This window comes from Anabaena subtropica FACHB-260 (assembly GCF_014697105.1).
Taxonomy (GTDB): Bacteria; Cyanobacteriota; Cyanobacteriia; order Cyanobacteriales; family Nostocaceae; genus Trichormus; species Trichormus subtropicus.
In genome coordinates this window covers 100330-118501 of the sequence record NZ_JACJRF010000001.1, presented here as the reverse complement: position 1 = coordinate 118501, position 18172 = coordinate 100330, and the positions used below count along the sequence as shown (strand labels likewise).

At 39.3% G+C, this 18172-nt stretch carries 12 protein-coding genes and 1 pseudogene; all 13 read left to right on the top strand.

Annotated elements, in window-relative coordinates:
* Positions 1-308: 308 nt before the first annotated feature.
* Positions 309-2771, top strand: a complete 2463-nt coding sequence (locus tag H6G18_RS00470) for a TonB-dependent siderophore receptor (RefSeq protein WP_190405109.1) — start codon at positions 309-311, stop codon at positions 2769-2771.
* Between the two features lie 7 nt (positions 2772-2778).
* Entirely contained in the window at positions 2779-3738 is a 960-nt protein-coding gene (locus tag H6G18_RS00465; protein ID WP_190405108.1) for an iron-siderophore ABC transporter substrate-binding protein, read from the top strand.
* A gap of 4 nt (positions 3739-3742) precedes the next feature.
* Positions 3743-4129 carry a DUF1636 domain-containing protein gene (locus H6G18_RS00460; RefSeq protein ID WP_190405107.1) on the top strand — a complete coding sequence of 129 codons (387 nt, stop codon included), beginning with the start codon at positions 3743-3745 and terminating at the stop codon, positions 4127-4129.
* Positions 4130-4237: 108 nt separating this feature from the next.
* Positions 4238-4663 (top strand): ABC transporter substrate-binding protein, encoded by a 426-nt coding sequence (locus H6G18_RS00455; RefSeq protein ID WP_313954408.1) that lies wholly within the window; start codon positions 4238-4240, stop codon positions 4661-4663.
* Between the two features lie 29 nt (positions 4664-4692).
* Positions 4693-4980 (top strand): annotated as a pseudogene (locus tag H6G18_RS00450) (DUF4351 domain-containing protein); the annotation flags it as partial.
* A 370-nt stretch (positions 4981-5350) separates the two neighbouring features.
* Complete coding sequence (locus H6G18_RS00445; RefSeq protein ID WP_190405106.1) at positions 5351-7111, top strand: ABC transporter ATP-binding protein; 1761 nt, start codon at positions 5351-5353, stop codon at positions 7109-7111.
* 178 nt (positions 7112-7289) lie between these two features.
* Positions 7290-9122 carry an ATP-binding cassette domain-containing protein gene (locus H6G18_RS00440; RefSeq protein WP_190405105.1) on the top strand — a complete coding sequence of 611 codons (1833 nt, stop codon included), beginning with the start codon at positions 7290-7292 and terminating at the stop codon, positions 9120-9122.
* Between the two features lie 315 nt (positions 9123-9437).
* The gene (locus tag H6G18_RS00435; protein WP_190405104.1) at positions 9438-11645 is read left to right on the top strand and encodes a hypothetical protein; all 2208 of its coding nucleotides are present in this window, start codon (positions 9438-9440) and stop codon (positions 11643-11645) included.
* Between the two features lie 173 nt (positions 11646-11818).
* Complete coding sequence (locus H6G18_RS00430) at positions 11819-12952, top strand: glycosyltransferase family 4 protein (RefSeq protein WP_190405103.1); 1134 nt, start codon at positions 11819-11821, stop codon at positions 12950-12952.
* Between the two features lie 821 nt (positions 12953-13773).
* Positions 13774-14607, top strand: coding sequence for a helix-turn-helix domain-containing protein (locus H6G18_RS00425; RefSeq protein ID WP_190405102.1), 834 nt, complete (start codon positions 13774-13776; stop codon positions 14605-14607).
* Between the two features lie 184 nt (positions 14608-14791).
* Positions 14792-16195 (top strand): cache domain-containing protein, encoded by a 1404-nt coding sequence (locus H6G18_RS00420; RefSeq protein ID WP_190405101.1) that lies wholly within the window; start codon positions 14792-14794, stop codon positions 16193-16195.
* Between the two features lie 10 nt (positions 16196-16205).
* The gene (locus H6G18_RS00415; protein WP_190405100.1) at positions 16206-16997 is read left to right on the top strand and encodes a MinD/ParA family ATP-binding protein; all 792 of its coding nucleotides are present in this window, start codon (positions 16206-16208) and stop codon (positions 16995-16997) included.
* 4 nt (positions 16998-17001) lie between these two features.
* The gene (locus H6G18_RS00410; RefSeq protein ID WP_190405099.1) at positions 17002-18159 is read left to right on the top strand and encodes a DUF7005 family protein; all 1158 of its coding nucleotides are present in this window, start codon (positions 17002-17004) and stop codon (positions 18157-18159) included.
* The last annotated feature ends 13 nt before the right edge of the window (positions 18160-18172 follow it).

Below are 18172 nucleotides of genomic sequence, written 5' to 3'. Positions count from 1 at the left end.
TACCGGCTAAAAAGTTAGCACATAGTCACCCTTAAGCCTTCATTAAACCTCTGCGTTTAAAAATAAAACTAATCAACAAGCTAATTAACAGCAAATAGCTATCGATTTCTCAAAAAAATCCGTCAAACGGCGAAAAAAATCCGTCTTGCAGCTGAATAGGTGTTCTAAATCATAGGGAATTTATTGTAGTCTTCTTGAAATAGATTCCTAAGTGGCATGAGAAGATATGTCAACAAAGCTACAATTATTTGCTGGTTTATGGTTAACTGGGGTAGTAGTTGCAGCTAAACCTGCTTGGGCAATTCCCCATGTGTGTGAGTGAGGTGGAACTGCCTGCAAATACTGTCAAAGAATTAGTATCACAAGCTGCAACTCCCCAATCTCTAATTATTGTCAATGGAGTGCAAGCCAATCCCACTGAGACAGGTGTAGAAATAATTTTACAGACAACTGTTGGTGAACAACTGCAAATCACCAATCGCAGTGCAGAAAATAACTTTATTGCAGATATTCCTAACGCTCAATTGCTGTTACCTAATGGTGATACATTTACCTTCAGTTCACAAAACCCAGTTGAAGGCATTACTCAAATCAGCGTCATCAATCTGGATGCCAATAATATCCGAGTAACAATCACAGGCGTAACGAGTTTACCAGTTGTAGAGTTGTTTGATAGTCCAGAAGGTTTAATTTTCTCGCTTACAAGTGCAGTAGCAGCCACGCCATCACCACAACCGCAAGCAGAAGCAGAACCAGAAAGTGAAATTCCACCAGCACAACCATCAACACAAAGTGATCAGCCAATTGAATTAGTCGTGACAGGTGAACAAAATGGGTATCGTGTGCCAAATGCGTCAACTGCGACTAAGACCGATACACCATTGCGAGATATTCCCCAATCGATTCAAGTCATTCCCCGACAGCTATTAGAAGACCAAAATACCACACGCATACAAGATGCGTTAGAGAATGTCAGTGGCATCAATAAGCGCGGGAATTTTGGTGGTACAGACGCAGGTGCTTACTTTATTCGTGGCTTTTCTCAGTCGGGGAACTTCCGTAATGGATTTCGTGATAGTTTCTTCGGCACACCTGTAGATATAGCTAACATTGAGCGCATTGAAGTTCTCAAAGGGCCTGCTTCCGTCCTATACGGTCAACTTGAACCTGGAGGAATTATCAACGTAGTCACCAAGCAACCCCTCAGCACTCCCTACTACGCAGCTGATTTCAATGTAGGCAATTACGCTTTTTATCGCTCCAGCGTTGACCTATCAGGGCCACTCACTGCTGATGATTCTTTACTATACAGACTCAATTTAGCTTATCAAAATGCCGGAAGTTTCCGTGATTTTAACTTTACAGAGCGTCTGTTAATTGCGCCTGTTATTACCTGGAATATTAGCGATCGCACTTCCTTAACCTTTGACTTTGAATACCTAGACAACAAATTTCGTTTTGATCGCGGACTTTCTTCCACAGGTGACAGACCCACACCCATACCCATTAGTCGTTTTCTCGGCTATCCTTTCGATGGAGATGGCACTACTGTTAGTGCTGTTCGTGCTGGCTACAGATTTGAGCATAAATTTAGTGAAGATTGGCAGTTTCGCAATGCACTTTCAATTTCATCTGCATTAGAAACAAGTCGTTCAGCCTTTGGTCAAGCTCCATTGCTAGAAGATCGATTTCGTCGGATTAACGTCAGTAATTCTGAGTTTGTTTCTGAAAATTACACCCTGCAAACAGAACTCACAGGAAAGTTAAATACAGGTGCAATCGGTCATCAACTATTGTTTGGTTTAGAATTATGGCGATTTACTGAAACCTTTGCTAGTGATGGGGGACAACCAGCACCTCCTTTGGACGTTTTTAATCCCAACTATAATGTCCCTCTACCTCAAGTATCTGATCCAGAGTTTCTGTTTACTGCGCGCGCGAGTGCCTTAGGAATTTATGTTCAAGATCAAATCACTCTCACAGATAATTTAAAAGTTTTGATTGGAGGACGTTTTGACACTACTAGGTTTGAAAGTGATGGAGATGACAGATCCAATAACGCCTTTAGTCCCCGTGCTGGTATTGTCTATCAACCCATAGAGCCGATTTCTCTTTACGCCAGCTACAGCCAATCTTTTAATCCTGTTACCTTTGGTCGCTCCAGAACCGATACCCCCTTTGAGCCAGAAAGAGGTACGCAGTATGAAATCGGTATTAAGGCAGACATTACAGAAAGACTTTCCGCCACTCTCGCAGCTTTCCAAATTACTAAATCAAACGTTCTCACACCCGATCCTGAAGATTCTGATTTTTCTGTCCAGGTAGGTGAACAAAGAAGCCGAGGCATTGAGTTGGATGTGACAGGTGAAATTCTTCCTGGTTGGAGAATTATTACATCTTATGCTTACACCGATGCAATTACTTCCAGGGACAATGATATTCCTACAGGCAATCGTATTTTTAATGTTCCTCAACACGCTGCTAGTCTTTGGACAACTTACGAAGTTCAACAAGGTAGTTTACAAGGTTTAGGCTTGGGATTGGGACTTTATTATGTAGGCGATCGCTTTGCCGATAATCAAAATACATCAACTATGGTTAACTATTTTCGCACTGATTCGGCTATCTATTACAAACGGGATAATTGGAGATTAGGACTAAATATCAGGAATCTTTTCAACACAACCTATTATGAAACTTCTCAAAGTAGACAGATTATCTATCCTGGCGCACCTTTTACTGTCATTGGTTCGTTTTCTATCCAGTTCTGATTAAGCCATGTTTGCCGAAATTTCCCGCCAGTTGAGACGTTCTATCTATCAATACATCGGCTGGTTAATTGTCACAGTTTTCTTAATCACCGCTTGTCACAATCAAGTTCTTCATAGTCCCAAAGTATCCACTGATTGCCGAATTGTTAACACCATACTAGGGGAAACTTGCATTCCTACTCATCCCCAAAGAGTGATTGCACTTAGTCTCCTAGATAATGTTTTAGCTTTAGGCGTTCAACCTGTGGGTACTACCACTTGGCATAGTGGTGATTTTCTTAGCTTTTTATCAGCAAAAAAAAGTCAAGATATTACATCGGTTGGTTTAATATATGAACCTAATATAGAGAGTATCTTGAAATTAAAGCCGGACTTAATTTTAGATGTATATTGGGGGCAATCTCATTACCAACAACTTTCCCAAATTGCTCCTATTGTCGCGGCTGGAGATGGTAAAAACATTGATTGGAAAGAATGGCTCAAAACTTACAGTGAAGCACTAGGAAAACAGCAAGAAGCTGCGGCTTTGATGGAAAATTATAACAAACGAATTGCCGAATTTCGCCAGCGAATGGGTGACAAAATATCTCAAACTCACGTATCTTTAGTCATGTATTGGGGAGGTTGGGGCTATCGCAATTACTTGAAGCTTTCATTTGGTGGTCAAATCTTGAATGATATTGGACTAACACGTCCACCTCTGCAAAATCAAGAGAAAGTTAACGAAGATATCTCATTAGAACTTATTCCCAAAATGGCAGGAGATGTAATTTTCTTGGCTATCGGAGGTAATGAACCAGCTAATATCGAAAAACTATTGAATCATCCCTTATGGTTACAATTAAAGGCAGTTCAAGAGGGACGAGTTTATTTAGTAGATGCTGAGGCTTGGATCTATGGACAAAGCATTGTGGCGGCTAATGTTGTGTTGGATGATTTATTTAAGTACCTAATTAATACACCCTAAAATTATGACTAAATACATTTTATTTATTTGTACATCCTGCCATCGTTCATCTACAGAAATACCAGAAAAAACCCATCGAGATGGTAACATTTTATTTACTAAAATCACGGATTTACCGCGTGAGCAATCCATATCACCAGAAATAGAAATTCGTCCTATAGGATGTTTATGGGCTTGTGAGCGAGGCTGTGCAGCCGCTATTTGTAGCCGAGAAAAACCTACTTATCTCATTGTTGATTTACCAGTTGATGAAAGTCCCGCCGCATTAATAGAGCTTATGCAACTGTACATCAATAAAGATAACGGTGCAATTTCTTGGAAACAACTACCCCAATTTTTGCAGTCGGCGATTTTCGCACAGATTCCTAGTATTGATATGGGTTGTAAATAATGACACTGCTATACCCCTAATTTTATACTCACCTGTCCCTCTAATTCACCATCCTACAGCCAAGCGATCGCACAGGAGGAAAATAGAGAAGAACAAGCAAAACAGGCGATCGCATCCCATAATCAACTCCTAGAAACCACCAAACGCCAACTAGCACCAGTCATCTCAGGACAAACTATTATTGTTTTAGGCTGGGAAGGTAACTTTAACCAATCGTTTATCTTTTCTACTGGTTTTATTACTGGATTACTAGAAAATTTAGGCTTTCAGGTAATAACAGCAGACACAGAAAGCTTTGATACTTCCATTGAAGCTATAGCAAATATTCAAGCTGATCACATTTTAGTGATGCCGAGTGGAGATAACACCATTGATAAAGCTAAACAGCAATGGCAAAACAATCAAATTCTGCGCTTAATTCCCGCCGTACAAGCTGGAAATATTTACTTTATGGACTATCAACTAACTCGTATTCGGGGGCCAATTGCGGCTAAGATATTTATCAATCAAATTCGTCAACTGTTGCAGTCTTAATGTATCAGATTTTTAATTAACGAAATAGCTATCTATTCTCAATGATAAAAAGACTATTTTGGGAGGGTATGATGCGCGAGTCAGTAATTTACCAAGAAATTCTCGAAGAAGGCGAACAACGAGGAGAACAGCGAGGACGACAACAAGGGGAACGAAGTCTGGTTTTGCGTCTACTCACTCGCAAATTAGGAGAATTACCCCCACAGATACGCGAAGAGGTAGAGACTCTGAGTTTGGAACAATTGGAAAATTTGGGTGAGGCTTTATTGGACTTTACCAGTTTGTTGGATTTACAGGCATGGTTAACCAATAAGTAGAAACTGAACCCCAAGCACATTATTGTATTACAAACGACAATAAGGGTGCATTCAACTACGCCAGATGCGATCGCATCCCATAACCAACCCTAAACGCCAATATCCGAGAGACGATCGCAACTGAAATATTTATTCATCAAATTTGCCAATTGTTACAACCTGAAAAACTAATATCAATTCTTGCCCAATTGCTTGATAAACGAGTAATTTAATTTTTGGATGTCCCGTAGGAAAAATAATCAAAATATATTAGTAATAAATAGGCAGATTCAGCGTAGAATACGAAAATTAGCTAAAAAAATTCTCTCCTAAACTCTACGTGATTCTCAAATCAGCTTCCAGAATACGGCTTGCTGATAGCTAAAACTTTATGAAAATCGGACTACAGCAATATTGGCACTTACTTGTAGACTATCTCAAGCCGCAAAAGGGTAGAGTAGTTAAGTTTGCGATCGCCCTTCTTTTCAGCATCGGCTTACAAATCCTCAACCCCCAGATTTTACGCTATTTCATTGATACGGCTGTTGCTGGTGGGGATAGCCAAAAATTACTCTTAGCGTCCTTGTTATTTATTGGTGTAGCCTTAGTCACCCAAGTAATGACAATTACTGCTACATTCTACGGTGAAAATGTCGCCTGGACAGCCACTAATAATTTGCGTGCAGATTTAGTAGAGCATTGTTTGACACTAGATTTATCCTTCCACAAATACCGTACACCCGGCGAATTAGTGGAACGCATAGACGGCGATGTGCAGAATTTATCAGAATTTTTCTCGAAATTTACTATTCACATCTTGGGTAATTTGCTCATGGTGTTCGGTGTGATAGTAGTCCTGTTTATAGAAGATTGGCGAGCCGGTTTAGCTATTTTATTATTTGCTCTCATCGCCTTATCCACTCTGATTAAGTTGCGTAGAATTTCAGTTTTCCATTGGGGAGGCTATCGCCAATTTAGTGCAGAGTTTTTTGGCTTCTTAGGTGAACAGCTAACCGGGATGGAAGACATCCGCGCCAATGGTGCGAAAAACTATGTCATGCAACGCTTCTATACAATAATTCGTAACTGGCTACCCATCTTTCATAAAGCCCGCTTTGCAGATACAATTCTTTGGGTAACAACCAACGGTATATTTACTTTAGGCAGTGTAATTGCTCTCATCGTTGGTGCTTACCTATGGAGTCAACAAACAATTACCATTGGTACAGTTTACCTGCTGTATTACTACACTAATATTCTCAGCGAACCGATTGAACAAATTCGCAACCAATTTGAAGACCTCCAGCAAGCAGACGCGAGTATTTACCGTATTACAGACTTATTGCAAGTTCAATCTCAATTACGTACAAGCGGAGAAAAATTACTTCCCCCAGGTGCGCTGTCTATAGCTGTCGAGAATGTCTCCTTTGGTTACAATGAGCGGGAAAATGATACTAAAGATTTAGTATTGCAAGATGTATCCTTTAATTTACCTGCGGGTCAGGTTTTGGGTTTACTGGGACGTACAGGAAGCGGAAAGTCTACTTTGGCGCGATTACTCTTGAGATTGTATGACCCACAATCAGGTTCAATTCGGTTGGGTGGTGTACCTATCGACCAAACCCCACTCAAAGAATTACCGGGGAAAGTCGGATTAGTAACTCAAGATGTCCAACTTTTTCAAACCACAGTTCGCAATAACCTGACTTTTTTCAACCCTGACATTACTAGCGATCGCATCTATGAAACAATAGAAATGTTGGGCTTGTCAGAATGGTTGCACTCTTTACCCAACGGCTTAGATACAACTCTAGGGCCAGATAGTAGTGGTTTGTCAGCAGGACAAGCGCAGCTATTAGCCTTTACCCGTGTGTTTCTCAAAGACCCTGGTTTAGTAATTCTGGATGAAGCCTCTTCACGTCTTGACCCAATGACAGAAAGACTCATTGAAAAAGCTATAGATAAATTATTGATGGGACGGACTGCCATTATTATTGCCCATCGTTTAGCAACCGTAGAAAGAGCCAATCAAATCTTAATTTTAGACAAAGGTAAGGTAAGTGAATACGGTGAACGAAAAGAACTAGCCAAAAATTCTCACTCACGTTTTGCCCAATTATTACAAGCCGGTTTCACAGATTTATTAGTTTAATCGTGATTATATCAATATACCTAACCCGGATTTCTCATCAATTCTTGCAACCTCAGTCCAGAGTCCGTAGAGGCTCTTTGAGCGAAATCTTCGTGAATGATTCGAGTATATCTGTAAACCCGCCCCTACTGTTTGTGAGAAATGCGGGCTAATACTTTTATTTTAATTACAAATTATCATGTCCTTATCAACAAAAAAGCTCTCTGGTTGGCAATTATTATGGCAATTAATTTGCTATAAACCCAAACTCTACTTAATTGATACTTTCTTCTGGATTTTTATTATGGGCTTACCTGCCCTACCTGGACTAATTATTCGAGAATTTTTTAATAGTCTCACAGGTAAAGCTCAATTTGGTTTATCACCTTGGGTATTTATTGCAGGTTTTGTTGCTTTAAGTTTGGGGCATATTTTGGTGATATTTATAGGGCGAATCACCAAAACTCAGCATCGTTTTACTATGAGGTCATTACTGAGAAGAAATTTATTAGAACGTCTTTTAAATAATCCCCATGCTCAAATTAAGGTGACTCAGGATGATACGGAGAAATCTGTATCCCAAGGTGAAGTAATCAGCTATTTTCGAGATGATACAGAACACATTGAAGATAATGTGGCATGGGTATCAGAAATATTGGGAGAAGGAATATTTGCTATCCTTTCTTTAGTTATTTTATTAAGTGTCAATGTACCTATGACACTATTTGTTTTCCTGCCTTTAGTGGGAATGGTAGTAATTATCCAAAAAGCAGAAACACGTATTAAAAAATATCGCCAATCCAGCCGTCAAGCAACTCAACAAGTGACAGGCATTTTAGGAGAAATATTTAGTTCTGTACAAGCTATTAAAGTAGCTGGTGCAGAACAAGATGTCCTCTCTTATTTTCGCACTTTGAATGATAACCGTCGGGAGATGATGGTTAAAGACACCCTATTAAAAGCCATTCTCAATTCACTATTTCAAAACATGGTGAATTTCGGCACAGGTTTGATTTTGGTGATGGCTTCTTTTTTGATGCAAAGCGGCGTTAATCAATTAACAGTAGGTGACTTTGCGTTATTTGTTTATAATCTATCATTTGTCACAGGTTTTTTTGCCTCTGTAGGCGGCTTTATGGCATTGTATAAGCAAACGGAAGTCGCTTTTGAACGCATGACTACTTTAATTTCTGGTGCATCAGCAGAGACTTTGGTAGCTCCAAATCAACTTTATTTGCAAGACTTGGGTAAAAGTAGAAAAAATTTACCTCAATTAGAACAACCAACAGATAATGTAAGTCATCAATTACAATCGTTAAAATTAACAAATTTAACTTATATTTATCCTGGGACTACTCAAGGAATTGTAGATATCAACTTACAAATACAGCGCGGTGGTTTGACTGTAATTACTGGGCGCATCGGTGCAGGAAAAACTACATTACTCAGAGTGTTATTAGGATTATTACCTAAACAATCTGGGGAAATTTATTGGAATAATCACATAGTTGCAGACCCTGCTAATTTTTTTGTACCACCTCGCAGTGCATATACTCCACAAATTCCCCAACTTTTTAGCTATTCCTTGCGAGAAAATATATTGTTGGGATTATCCAAGGATGATTCTGATATTGAAACAGCCTTAAAAATGGCTGTGTTTGAGCAAGATTTAGCCACTATGAATGAGAAGCTAGAAACTTTAGTAGGAACAAAAGGTGTGCGTCTTTCTGGTGGACAGATGCAACGGGTAGCAGCAGCGCGGATGTTTGTACGTAAACCAGAATTACTGGTATTTGATGACCTTTCCAGCGCGTTAGACGTGGAAACAGAATTGGCGTTATGGTCGCGGATATTTGCTAATACAACTGAACAGGGGGAACATCCTTGGACACCAACTTGTCTGGTAGTGTCTCATCGCCGTTCTGTTTTACGTCGTGCTGACCAGATTATTCTAATGAAAGCAGGTAGGGTTGTAGCACAAGGTAATTTTGATGATATCTTAGCTGATGAGCAAGCTGATTGGATTTTTTAGATTGTGTCAAGAGCAGATAATGATAGCCCGTGGTAAAAGATTTGAGAGCGAGCATCCACTTTTGGCAGAAATACTCAAATAGCCAGTAAACCCTTGTTCCCTTTGGTCACGGCAGAGGTCAGGAGTCACAAATAAAGACATATCAAAGTATTATCCATAAATTGAATAGATAATTCTTATATTGTACTGATATAGCATTCATCTGTAAGAAAGATTAATTTACAGAAAGTAAATTGTTAGTTAGTTATCAACATAAAGAATTTGAGGGGCTTAATAAAAGCTACATCATTCTTTGTAATTTATGGGAAAAAATTAATGCCAAATTTAAACAAAATATACCAAACCTGTCATCAATACATCAGAAAACTATCTCGACACAAAAACTTTAGAGGCTTAAATTTATATCTCCTTATTCTTACTATCGCTATGGCAGTAATTATTGCTCCCATAGATAACCCAATTTCTGCGAAATTAAATAGAGTACCAACAATTACTGAGAATATATCTAACAACACATCTATAAAACAATCAGAAAAAAACTCTACCAAACCAGCTTATAAAACCTCTTGGATAGGAAACACTTTCGGTGGTAGCAAGAAGTGGGTACAGATTCAAATGGCTGGTATGTATGTGGCTTCAAATGGCACAGTTTATATCAATAGTCATTGGGATGAAGCCGGGCGAGAGGTAGGTATCTATAAAGACGGTGATGTGATTGGTAAAGTTGATGACTTACACGGCTGGGGAAGGTTGGGAGGTATAGCAATTACCGCCAATCAAAAGTATCTATATGTGGGTATGCGACAATCTCACGAAGGGAAACCAGAAGATGATTATCCACCAAAGGGTACTACTTGGTATAACGTCAGACGCTATGACTTGTCTGGAAAACCTGCGCCTTTTCCTAAGGGGCGTGGTTGGGATAAAAGTATGCTCATTGTCAATACTAAAAGTGAAGTTACGGGATTAGCAACTATAGGCAATGAGTTATATGTAAGTGATCCTGGTAGCGATCGCCTGCGTGTTTACAATACAGATACTATGGAGGAACTACGCAGCTTTAGTGTAGCGAATCCAAGTGCGATCGCTCTTGATAAGCAGAATAACTTATGGATTATTCAAAACAAAAAGATAGTCCGTTATTCACCCCAAGGTAAGCAATTAGCCCAACAGATCACTGATGTTGCGAACCCGACAGCGATCGCCTTTGATCCTCAAGGTAGACTATTGGTAACTGACAATGGGACACGTCAGCAAGTATTAATTTATAACATCACCAATAAACCAGTGCAGGTAGGCACTTTTGGTAACAAAGGCGGACTCTACGGCGGGACTTCTGGAGAAGTCAAAGACTTAAAACTTTATGGTCTGACCGGAGTAGGTACAGATGCAAGCGGCAATATTTACATTAGCAATAATGGTTTTAATAACACTGGTGCTGATTTGAGAAAGTTCTCGTCATCGGGAAAACTCCAGTGGCGCTTACTCGGTTTACAATTTTTAGATAACGCCGATGCTGATCCTGACAGTGATGGTATAGATGTGTTCACGAAAAACGAACACTTCGTCATGGACTACAGCAAAAATAACGGCAAAGAATGGACGTATAAAGGATATACCTTAGATAAATTCCGCTATCCAGACGATGGGCGACTCCACACCACACCCACCGCCCCCTTTGTCCGTCGCTTAGGCGGAAAACGGTTACTCTATCTCTCCTCAGAAATGATGTCAGAACGGTTGTTAATCTACCGTTTTGATGGTGAAATAGCCGTTCCTTGTGGCATATTTGGCAAAAATCATCTCAAATGGCCAGCCAACCAGCCAAAAGATGGTAGTTGGTTATGGCGGGATGTCAATGGTGATGGTTCAATTCAAAGCAATGAATATAAAACTTTAGGGGAAGAAGATGGTTCCGTCTGGGGTTGGGAAGTAGACAGCAAAGGCGATGTTTGGCAAGCAGCCGAAGCTGGTTATATTAAACACTATCCCTATGAAAAATTGGATAATCACGGCTGTCCGATTTATGGACAAGCTGTTGGGGGAAAAATACCCATGCCAGCGCCTTTCAAAACTCTGACAAGAATCAAATATTTCCCCAAAGAAGATGTGATGTATCTTGGAGGCTACACCACCGAAAATCCCAACCTGGATGGTGATTGGGGGTTAGTTGGTACAGAAATCATCCGTTACGACAACTGGAGTAAAAAAAGAAATATTCGGTGGCGGATAGCACTTCCTTATAATCCCAACACTGACCCTAAACTACATATCAAATCAATGGATGTGGCAGGAGACAAAGTTTTTGCCGTTGCTAGTAAAAAAGCAGAAGTTTATGTCTATAAAGCCACAACAGGAGAACCAATTCAAACGTTAACACCCGGTGCAGAAGTAGGAGGTGAAAGTGGCTGGGTAGATATCCCCTACGGAATCCGTGCTTTTCGTCGTGCTAATGGTGAATATTTAGTATTTGTGGAAGAAAACGCCAAAGGAAAGGTGATGATGTATCGATTACCTGCGTAAGTAGTTCAATGAAAACAAGATACCCGATTTCTTTGGTGAGTCGGGTATCTGCACTGATTATCAACGCAAAATCCCTGTTTTTGTTTAATCAAAATTCGTAGACAAAATTTCCGGATAATTGTCTCTAAATAGAGATTTGTTTTTTGTAATGAGAATTAATATGAGTTGAGTTTATGCGTATACTACATATTTTAAATCACGTCCGCGAAATCGGTAATGGCATTGTCAATGTAGCTGTAGATTTAGCTTGTCTGCAAGCTAAAAATAATCATGATGTAGCTGTAGTATCGGCTGGCGGAGAATACGAAAAATTATTGCTCAAATATGGTGTTAGACACTTTGAATTAGATCAAACTAGAACACCAATCAATTTAATTAATGCGGCTGGGCGTTATCGAGGGATTATCAGAGAATTTCAACCAGATATTGTCCATGCTCACATGATGACAGGGGTTGTGTTCGGAAGATGTCTCAAAGCTAATTCCAATTACGCTTTGGTTGCTACAGTACACAACGAATTTCAGCGCAGTGCGGTACTGATGGGATTAGCAGATAGGGTAATTGCTGTGAGCAACGCTGTTGCTAAATCAATGGCCAGACGTGGTATTCCTGAGCAAAAATTGCGAGTAATATCCAATGGGACATTAGGTAGTGTCCGTACTCGTAATATTCAAGAGTACTTACCTGTAGAATTAGAAAAACCTGCGATCGCTACAGTAGCAGGAATGTATCAACGTAAGGGTATTGGCGAGTTAATCGCTGCTTTTGCCCAAATTGCCCCAAATTTTCCTCAAGCTCATCTGTATTTAGTCGGAGATGGCCCTGATAGAGCGATTTTTGAAGAAAAAGCCCAAGCTACAGGTTTTAGCGATGTCTGCAACGGGCTACACCAACGCATTCATTTTGTAGGCTTCCAACCAGAACCACAACGTTATCTATTAGCCGCAGACATATTTGTCCTTGCTTCCCACCGCGATCCTTCTCCCTTGGTCGTCCCAGAAGCCCGTGAAGCCGGTTGTGCTATTATTGCTACCAATGTAGACGGTATTCCTGAAGCATTAGATAATGGGCAAGCAGGTATTTTAGTTCCCGTCAAGGATAGTTCTGCTTTAGCAGATGCACTAGCAAAATTACTTAGCCAGCCTCACCTATTACAACACTGGCAAGAGCAAGCACAGCAAAATTTAGATTGGCTGAGTGTTGAGCGTGTTAATCAAGAAACCTTGGCAGTTTATTCTGAGTTAAAAATGGGATGGGACAGTGGAGTCGTAAAACATCTAGAAGTTAATATTAATACAAATCAGTAGAGCTATTGACAACAAAATTCAAAATACCTGCGGCTTCTCTACGAGAGGCTAACGCCAACGCGTAGCTTCTGTCTGCGACACGCTCCGCGAACGTAGAGAAGGCTAACGCCAACAAAATTCAAAATTAAAGTAGGGTGGGCAATGCCCACCCTACGTATAATTCTGTAGGGTGCGTCAGTGCGAGAAAACTTAGCTAGACCAAGAAATTATTTATACTGACGCACCCTACAAACCGTCAATTTGGAATAATTTATTTTTTGGTGTTCCCTTACAGTAAATTCAGACTAATCAGAGGACAGAAGTTGCATTTCATAAAGTCTGTGTCCTCTGGTTTTTGTTAAGTCAATGTTAAAATTTCCCACACATTAGGTTATAATTTGATTTCTTATTAATCAATATAAAGCCTCAAGCCAGAAAAATTTTGGTTACTGAATTTTATAATTTTTCTCACGCTAAGTCTCATTCTTAATGATTTGATAACTTATGTATTGATGAACTTTAATTACTAGTTTTTGTAAATAAAATTTCTAAACATAAACTTTTGTATAAAAAAATGAATTAAATTGTAGCTATAAAGAAGTACAAGTGTGTAAATATGTTGATTTTTCTTTATTTGGCAGGAGTTGTATAGATTAAGTTATTAATAGCAAATTTGTATATAAAACAAAACTTAACAATTTTATTGTGTGATATTTGTAAACTTATTTACTAAAACTTAATCTAGCATATATATTTATTCACCTAAATTCTTTAATTCTACGACTAAATAATTTTAGGCTTCTTTAGAATCACTGTAAATTCAGTAATTACAGTGACGAACTATGATTTTTGACAGCTGTATTTTGGAGCAACACACTTCTCAAGTTACGCAGCAGTTAGAAAAAGAGTTGCAACTTAGTAAGTTGCTGATGGATGGTGTTACAGATGCAGTGTTTTGGGCGAAGCCAAACGCCAGGATTTTATACGTTAATGATGCTGCGTGTAATTTAGTTGGTTCTTCCCGTGAAGAATTACTTTGCATGAGTATCGAATACCTCAACTTAGAATTTTTGATGGAAGTTTGGTTACAACACTGGAAAACTATCAAACAAAAAGGTTCTTTATACTTTGAATCTCTCTATTGGACTCCAGAAGGTCAAAGCCTCCCAGTAGAAACAACTGTTACCTATATGGAAGAGGAAGGTAGAGAGTATGGTTGCATTTCCATCCGGGAGATCAAACAACGTCAGCAAACTTCTTTTCAATTTTCGCAAAGCCCAGAGTCAGATATTGCTGACTCTCCCAAGCCATTAGACTTTTTCAAATCAATATTTCCTGCTGATTCTCAACTAAATCAGGTTTTTCAATTTATTGAATCCAATTACAATCAATCCATAAGCTTACGTGAAGTAGCCCAAGCCGTTGGTTACTCTGCTGCTTATTTAACTGATTTAGTGCGTCGTCATACAGGGGAAACGGTAAATCATTGGATTATTAAGCGCCGGATGGTAGCAGCGCAAACCTTATTGCTAGAGACTGACCAATGTGTGAATCAAATTGCTGAGACGGTAGGCTATCAGCATGAAGGTCATTTTTTCCGCCAGTTTCGCCAGTACCATGACACCACTCCCCATGCTTGGAGAAAAATGCAGCGTCAGGAGGCGAAAAAATTGTGAGTCTAGTAAAAAGATTGTGCATTGTTTTCAAATCTCATTTCTTTTAGTCTGCTAAGTATCTATAAAAATATCCCATTCTACTTTGCCCCACTTGGCAGAATAAACAAACGGTTTTGGGGATGACGATTAAAACAAAAATGCTCTTTTGTCGTTGATGATCAAAAAATTTCGTTTGATTTAAAAAATGAAGCATTTCCATCGGTTATTTTATCCACCTGCCTGGCCGATCGCTGCCAAAATTTCGGTAGCCTTGGTTTGTGCTGTGCTAATACCGATGATTTTTACAGCCTACTACAACCTACAACAGAGCTTAAATAGTGTAGAGGCTGGAGAATACCACAAACTAGAACTGTTAGCCAGCAGCAGCGCTAGTCGTTTGGATCAATTAATTATTGATTATCATCGTGTAGTTACTCAAATTAGTAGCGATCGCTATGTGGTAGATTTTCTCGCAGCTACCACATCACAAAATCGCCAAGCCCAAGGTTCTAACCTAGAGCAGACAATTCAAAATGTCTTCCGTTCTCATCCCAATTTGGATGTTGTGTTGCTGATGGATAAAAATGGTCAATGTCTAGCAGCAACAGATCCAAAGTTGATTGGTAAAAACTATTCACACATCCAAGGTAAACTTTATGGCTCTGGTGTGTTGTTGAGTGAAACTAGCAACACTCCGGAGATGTTCTTTTCTCAACCTGTGCGATCTCATGGGGAGATTATTGGATTCACCCTCATCAAGATTCGCCAAGCTGATATCTGGGTAATTATCAACGCTTTGCAACTATTAGACTCTCAAAATCAAGTCTTTGTGATCGACCAGCAAGGGATTATCATCAGCCATCCTGATGCGTCTTTACTTAACCATAGTCTCATTCCTTTATCAACCAAAACCCCCAAACAAGTAGATCAGATTGAAAGCTTAGACATTCCTGAGTTAGCGGTGATGGTAAAAGCCAAACAACCAGGACACACCACCTATCACCTAGAAAAATCCCAAACCTCAGAGATAGTCGGCTTTGCACCCTTAGCAACTCAACCTTGGGTATTGGGAGTGACTCAACCCAAAGCAGAGTTTATTGCACCTTTGCATCGTCTAATTTGGCTCAATAGCAGCAGTGTGGTGATTGTCGGTGGAATCACCGCCATCATCGCCCTGCTTTTAGGGTTGAGTATTTCTCGACCGATTCACGCCCTCACAGCCGCCGCCCAAGCATTGGAGGATGATAATTTTGATGCTCATGTAATTGAACTACATCACAACTTAGAAAAATTAAGTCATAGCCAAGATGATATCGGTCAACTAGTGCGAGTCTTTTTAAAAATGGCTGAAGAGGTTAGGTTGCGTGATCAAAAATTGAAAATGCAGGTTCAGGAACTGCAAATTGAGATTGACCAAACCAAAAGAGCTAAGGATGTATTAGAAATTACAGAACATGAAAACTTTCAGTATCTACAACAAACTATCCAAAAACTTAAACAACAGGAAATCAATACCCGTGAAAGTGAGAAAGAATACTACCAGCGATTGCAAACTCAGGTGAAATCTTTAAAAGAGCGATCGCTAAATAACAAAAAACTAGAATCTTAATACCAATCTTATGGCACAAATTATCGCTGTTCACTCATTCCGTGGTGGAACCGGCAAATCAAATATCATCGCCAATATAGCAGCTACTATGGCGCTCAAAGGGCAACGTGTAGGCATAATTGATACTGATATCCAATCACCAGGGATTCATATTATTTTTGGTCTCAAAGAAGAAAAAACTCAACTAACCCTCAATGACTATCTATGGAAACGCTGTGATATTCAAGATACCGCCTACGATGTTACCGATATATTAATTGCCGAGTCAGGAAATACAGATAAAATTCGGGGTAGCCTTTATCTAATTCCCTCCAGTATTAAAGCTGCGGAAATCGCTAGAATTTTGCGTGAAGGATATGATGTAGTCCGACTTCATGATGGCTTTCACGAAATTATTCGTAGTTTAAAATTGGATTATCTTTTAATTGATACTCATCCTGGTTTAAACGAAGAAACCTTGATTTCCATCGGTATTGCTAATATTTTACTAATTATCCTCCGTCCAGATAATCAAGACTTCCAAGGAACAGCCGTGACAGTGGACGTAGCGCGGAAATTGAAAGCCGCAAAAATTCTCCTAGTTCTTAATAAAGCTTTAGCATCTTTTAATTTTACTGACTTGGAACAACAGCTAGAGCAAATCTATGATGTTCCAGTAGCCGGGATTTTACCCCTGGTTGAAGATATGGTGAAACTGGCTAGTAAAGGTCTTTTTTGTCTACGCCATCCTCAACATCCCATCACTCAAACAATACAAGAGATTACTGAGCAGCTTGCTGGTTTAGTGGTAAGTCATCAGTAGCAATATGAATCTTAAACAATCATTGCGTACTCAAGTTTTGACTGACTTTGGAGCAACAGCTTCTGAGGTAGAGGAACTATTAATATACAACCAAAATGTTTTTACTCATGATACCTTAACCTCCCCGATTGAATTTCCCTTACCTCCAGAACCACACATAAAAGCTTGGGAAGAATACGCAGTTGTAGCCAAAATATTAGGCGTGTTTGCAGTACTTAAACAAAAGCTTGTACAGTTACAATTTCCCATCCAAGAGGGTATTTCTCAAACACAAACATATCAAAATGCTACTCGTAAAGGTGTGTCAACAGATGAGATGGTAGAAGCGAGTGGTTTAGTCTTGCAACAACCAAAAAAACTACAATTAATCCTGCATCAAAGTTTGGCTGGAACTATTCCAGTATTACTAACTGAAAGCCGAGAAGATTTTATCTCTTTAGTACAAGCTTTAACAATGCGAAATGAACCCCAAACAGTTCCTACATCAATGGGAGCTTGTATCGTTAGTGGGTTCAACAATTGGGATAGGATTCGTCAGTATCGCCAAAAATGGGAAGCAGCAAATTTTGGTAATTATTCTGAAAATAATTGGAAAACAGAGTTTCAAAAAATCATTCCCCAGAAAACACTTTATCAAGATAAATTTATTATTTTAAGTAATAATCCATATAGCAATATCTCTGCTGAAAATATAGGCATTTCCGAATCCCAATGGCAGCAATTATCTATCAAAATTCGCCTGGAACATGAATGCACTCACTACCTCACACATCGCTTATTTAATTCCATGCGAAACAATATATTCGATGAATTAATTGCCGACTATAGAGGTATTGTAGCTGCTAGTGGTAATTATCATACTGATTGGTTTTTGCAATTTTTAGGATTAGAATCATTTCCAAAATATCGAGAAGGAGGTAGACTACAAAACTATCGTGGTCAGCCACCACTTTCTGATAGAGCCTTTGCAATCCTCCAAGCATTAGTTAAAGCAGCCGCCGAAAATTTGCAGCAATTCCATATTAAATATGTACAAAATCACACAAGCCTTAATAATCAACCATTAATCTTAATTGCATTGTGTTATTTGACCTTAGAGGAATTAGCTACTACAGAGGCTTCCTCACATATCCATAACATCTTAAATAAACTACCAATATAGATATATTTCCGCG

Excerpts from the sequence above, each read along its gene's own strand:
- H6G18_RS00415 (WP_190405100.1), top strand. The coding sequence starts at position 16,206 with ATGGCACAAATTATCGCTGTTCACTCATTCCGTGGTGGAACCGGCAAA.
- H6G18_RS00460 (WP_190405107.1), top strand. The coding sequence starts at position 3,743 with ATGACTAAATACATTTTATTTATTTGTACATCCTGCCATCGTTCATCT.
- H6G18_RS00445 (WP_190405106.1), top strand. The coding sequence starts at position 5,351 with ATGAAAATCGGACTACAGCAATATTGGCACTTACTTGTAGACTATCTC.
- H6G18_RS00430 (WP_190405103.1), top strand. The coding sequence starts at position 11,819 with ATGCGTATACTACATATTTTAAATCACGTCCGCGAAATCGGTAATGGC.
- H6G18_RS00425 (WP_190405102.1), top strand. The coding sequence starts at position 13,774 with ATGATTTTTGACAGCTGTATTTTGGAGCAACACACTTCTCAAGTTACG.
- H6G18_RS00420 (WP_190405101.1), top strand. The coding sequence starts at position 14,792 with ATGAAGCATTTCCATCGGTTATTTTATCCACCTGCCTGGCCGATCGCT.
- H6G18_RS00410 (WP_190405099.1), top strand. The coding sequence starts at position 17,002 with ATGAATCTTAAACAATCATTGCGTACTCAAGTTTTGACTGACTTTGGA.
- H6G18_RS00465 (WP_190405108.1), top strand. The coding sequence starts at position 2,779 with ATGTTTGCCGAAATTTCCCGCCAGTTGAGACGTTCTATCTATCAATAC.
- H6G18_RS00470 (WP_190405109.1), top strand. The coding sequence starts at position 309 with ATGTGTGTGAGTGAGGTGGAACTGCCTGCAAATACTGTCAAAGAATTA.
- H6G18_RS00440 (WP_190405105.1), top strand. The coding sequence starts at position 7,290 with ATGTCCTTATCAACAAAAAAGCTCTCTGGTTGGCAATTATTATGGCAA.
- H6G18_RS00435 (WP_190405104.1), top strand. The coding sequence starts at position 9,438 with ATGCCAAATTTAAACAAAATATACCAAACCTGTCATCAATACATCAGA.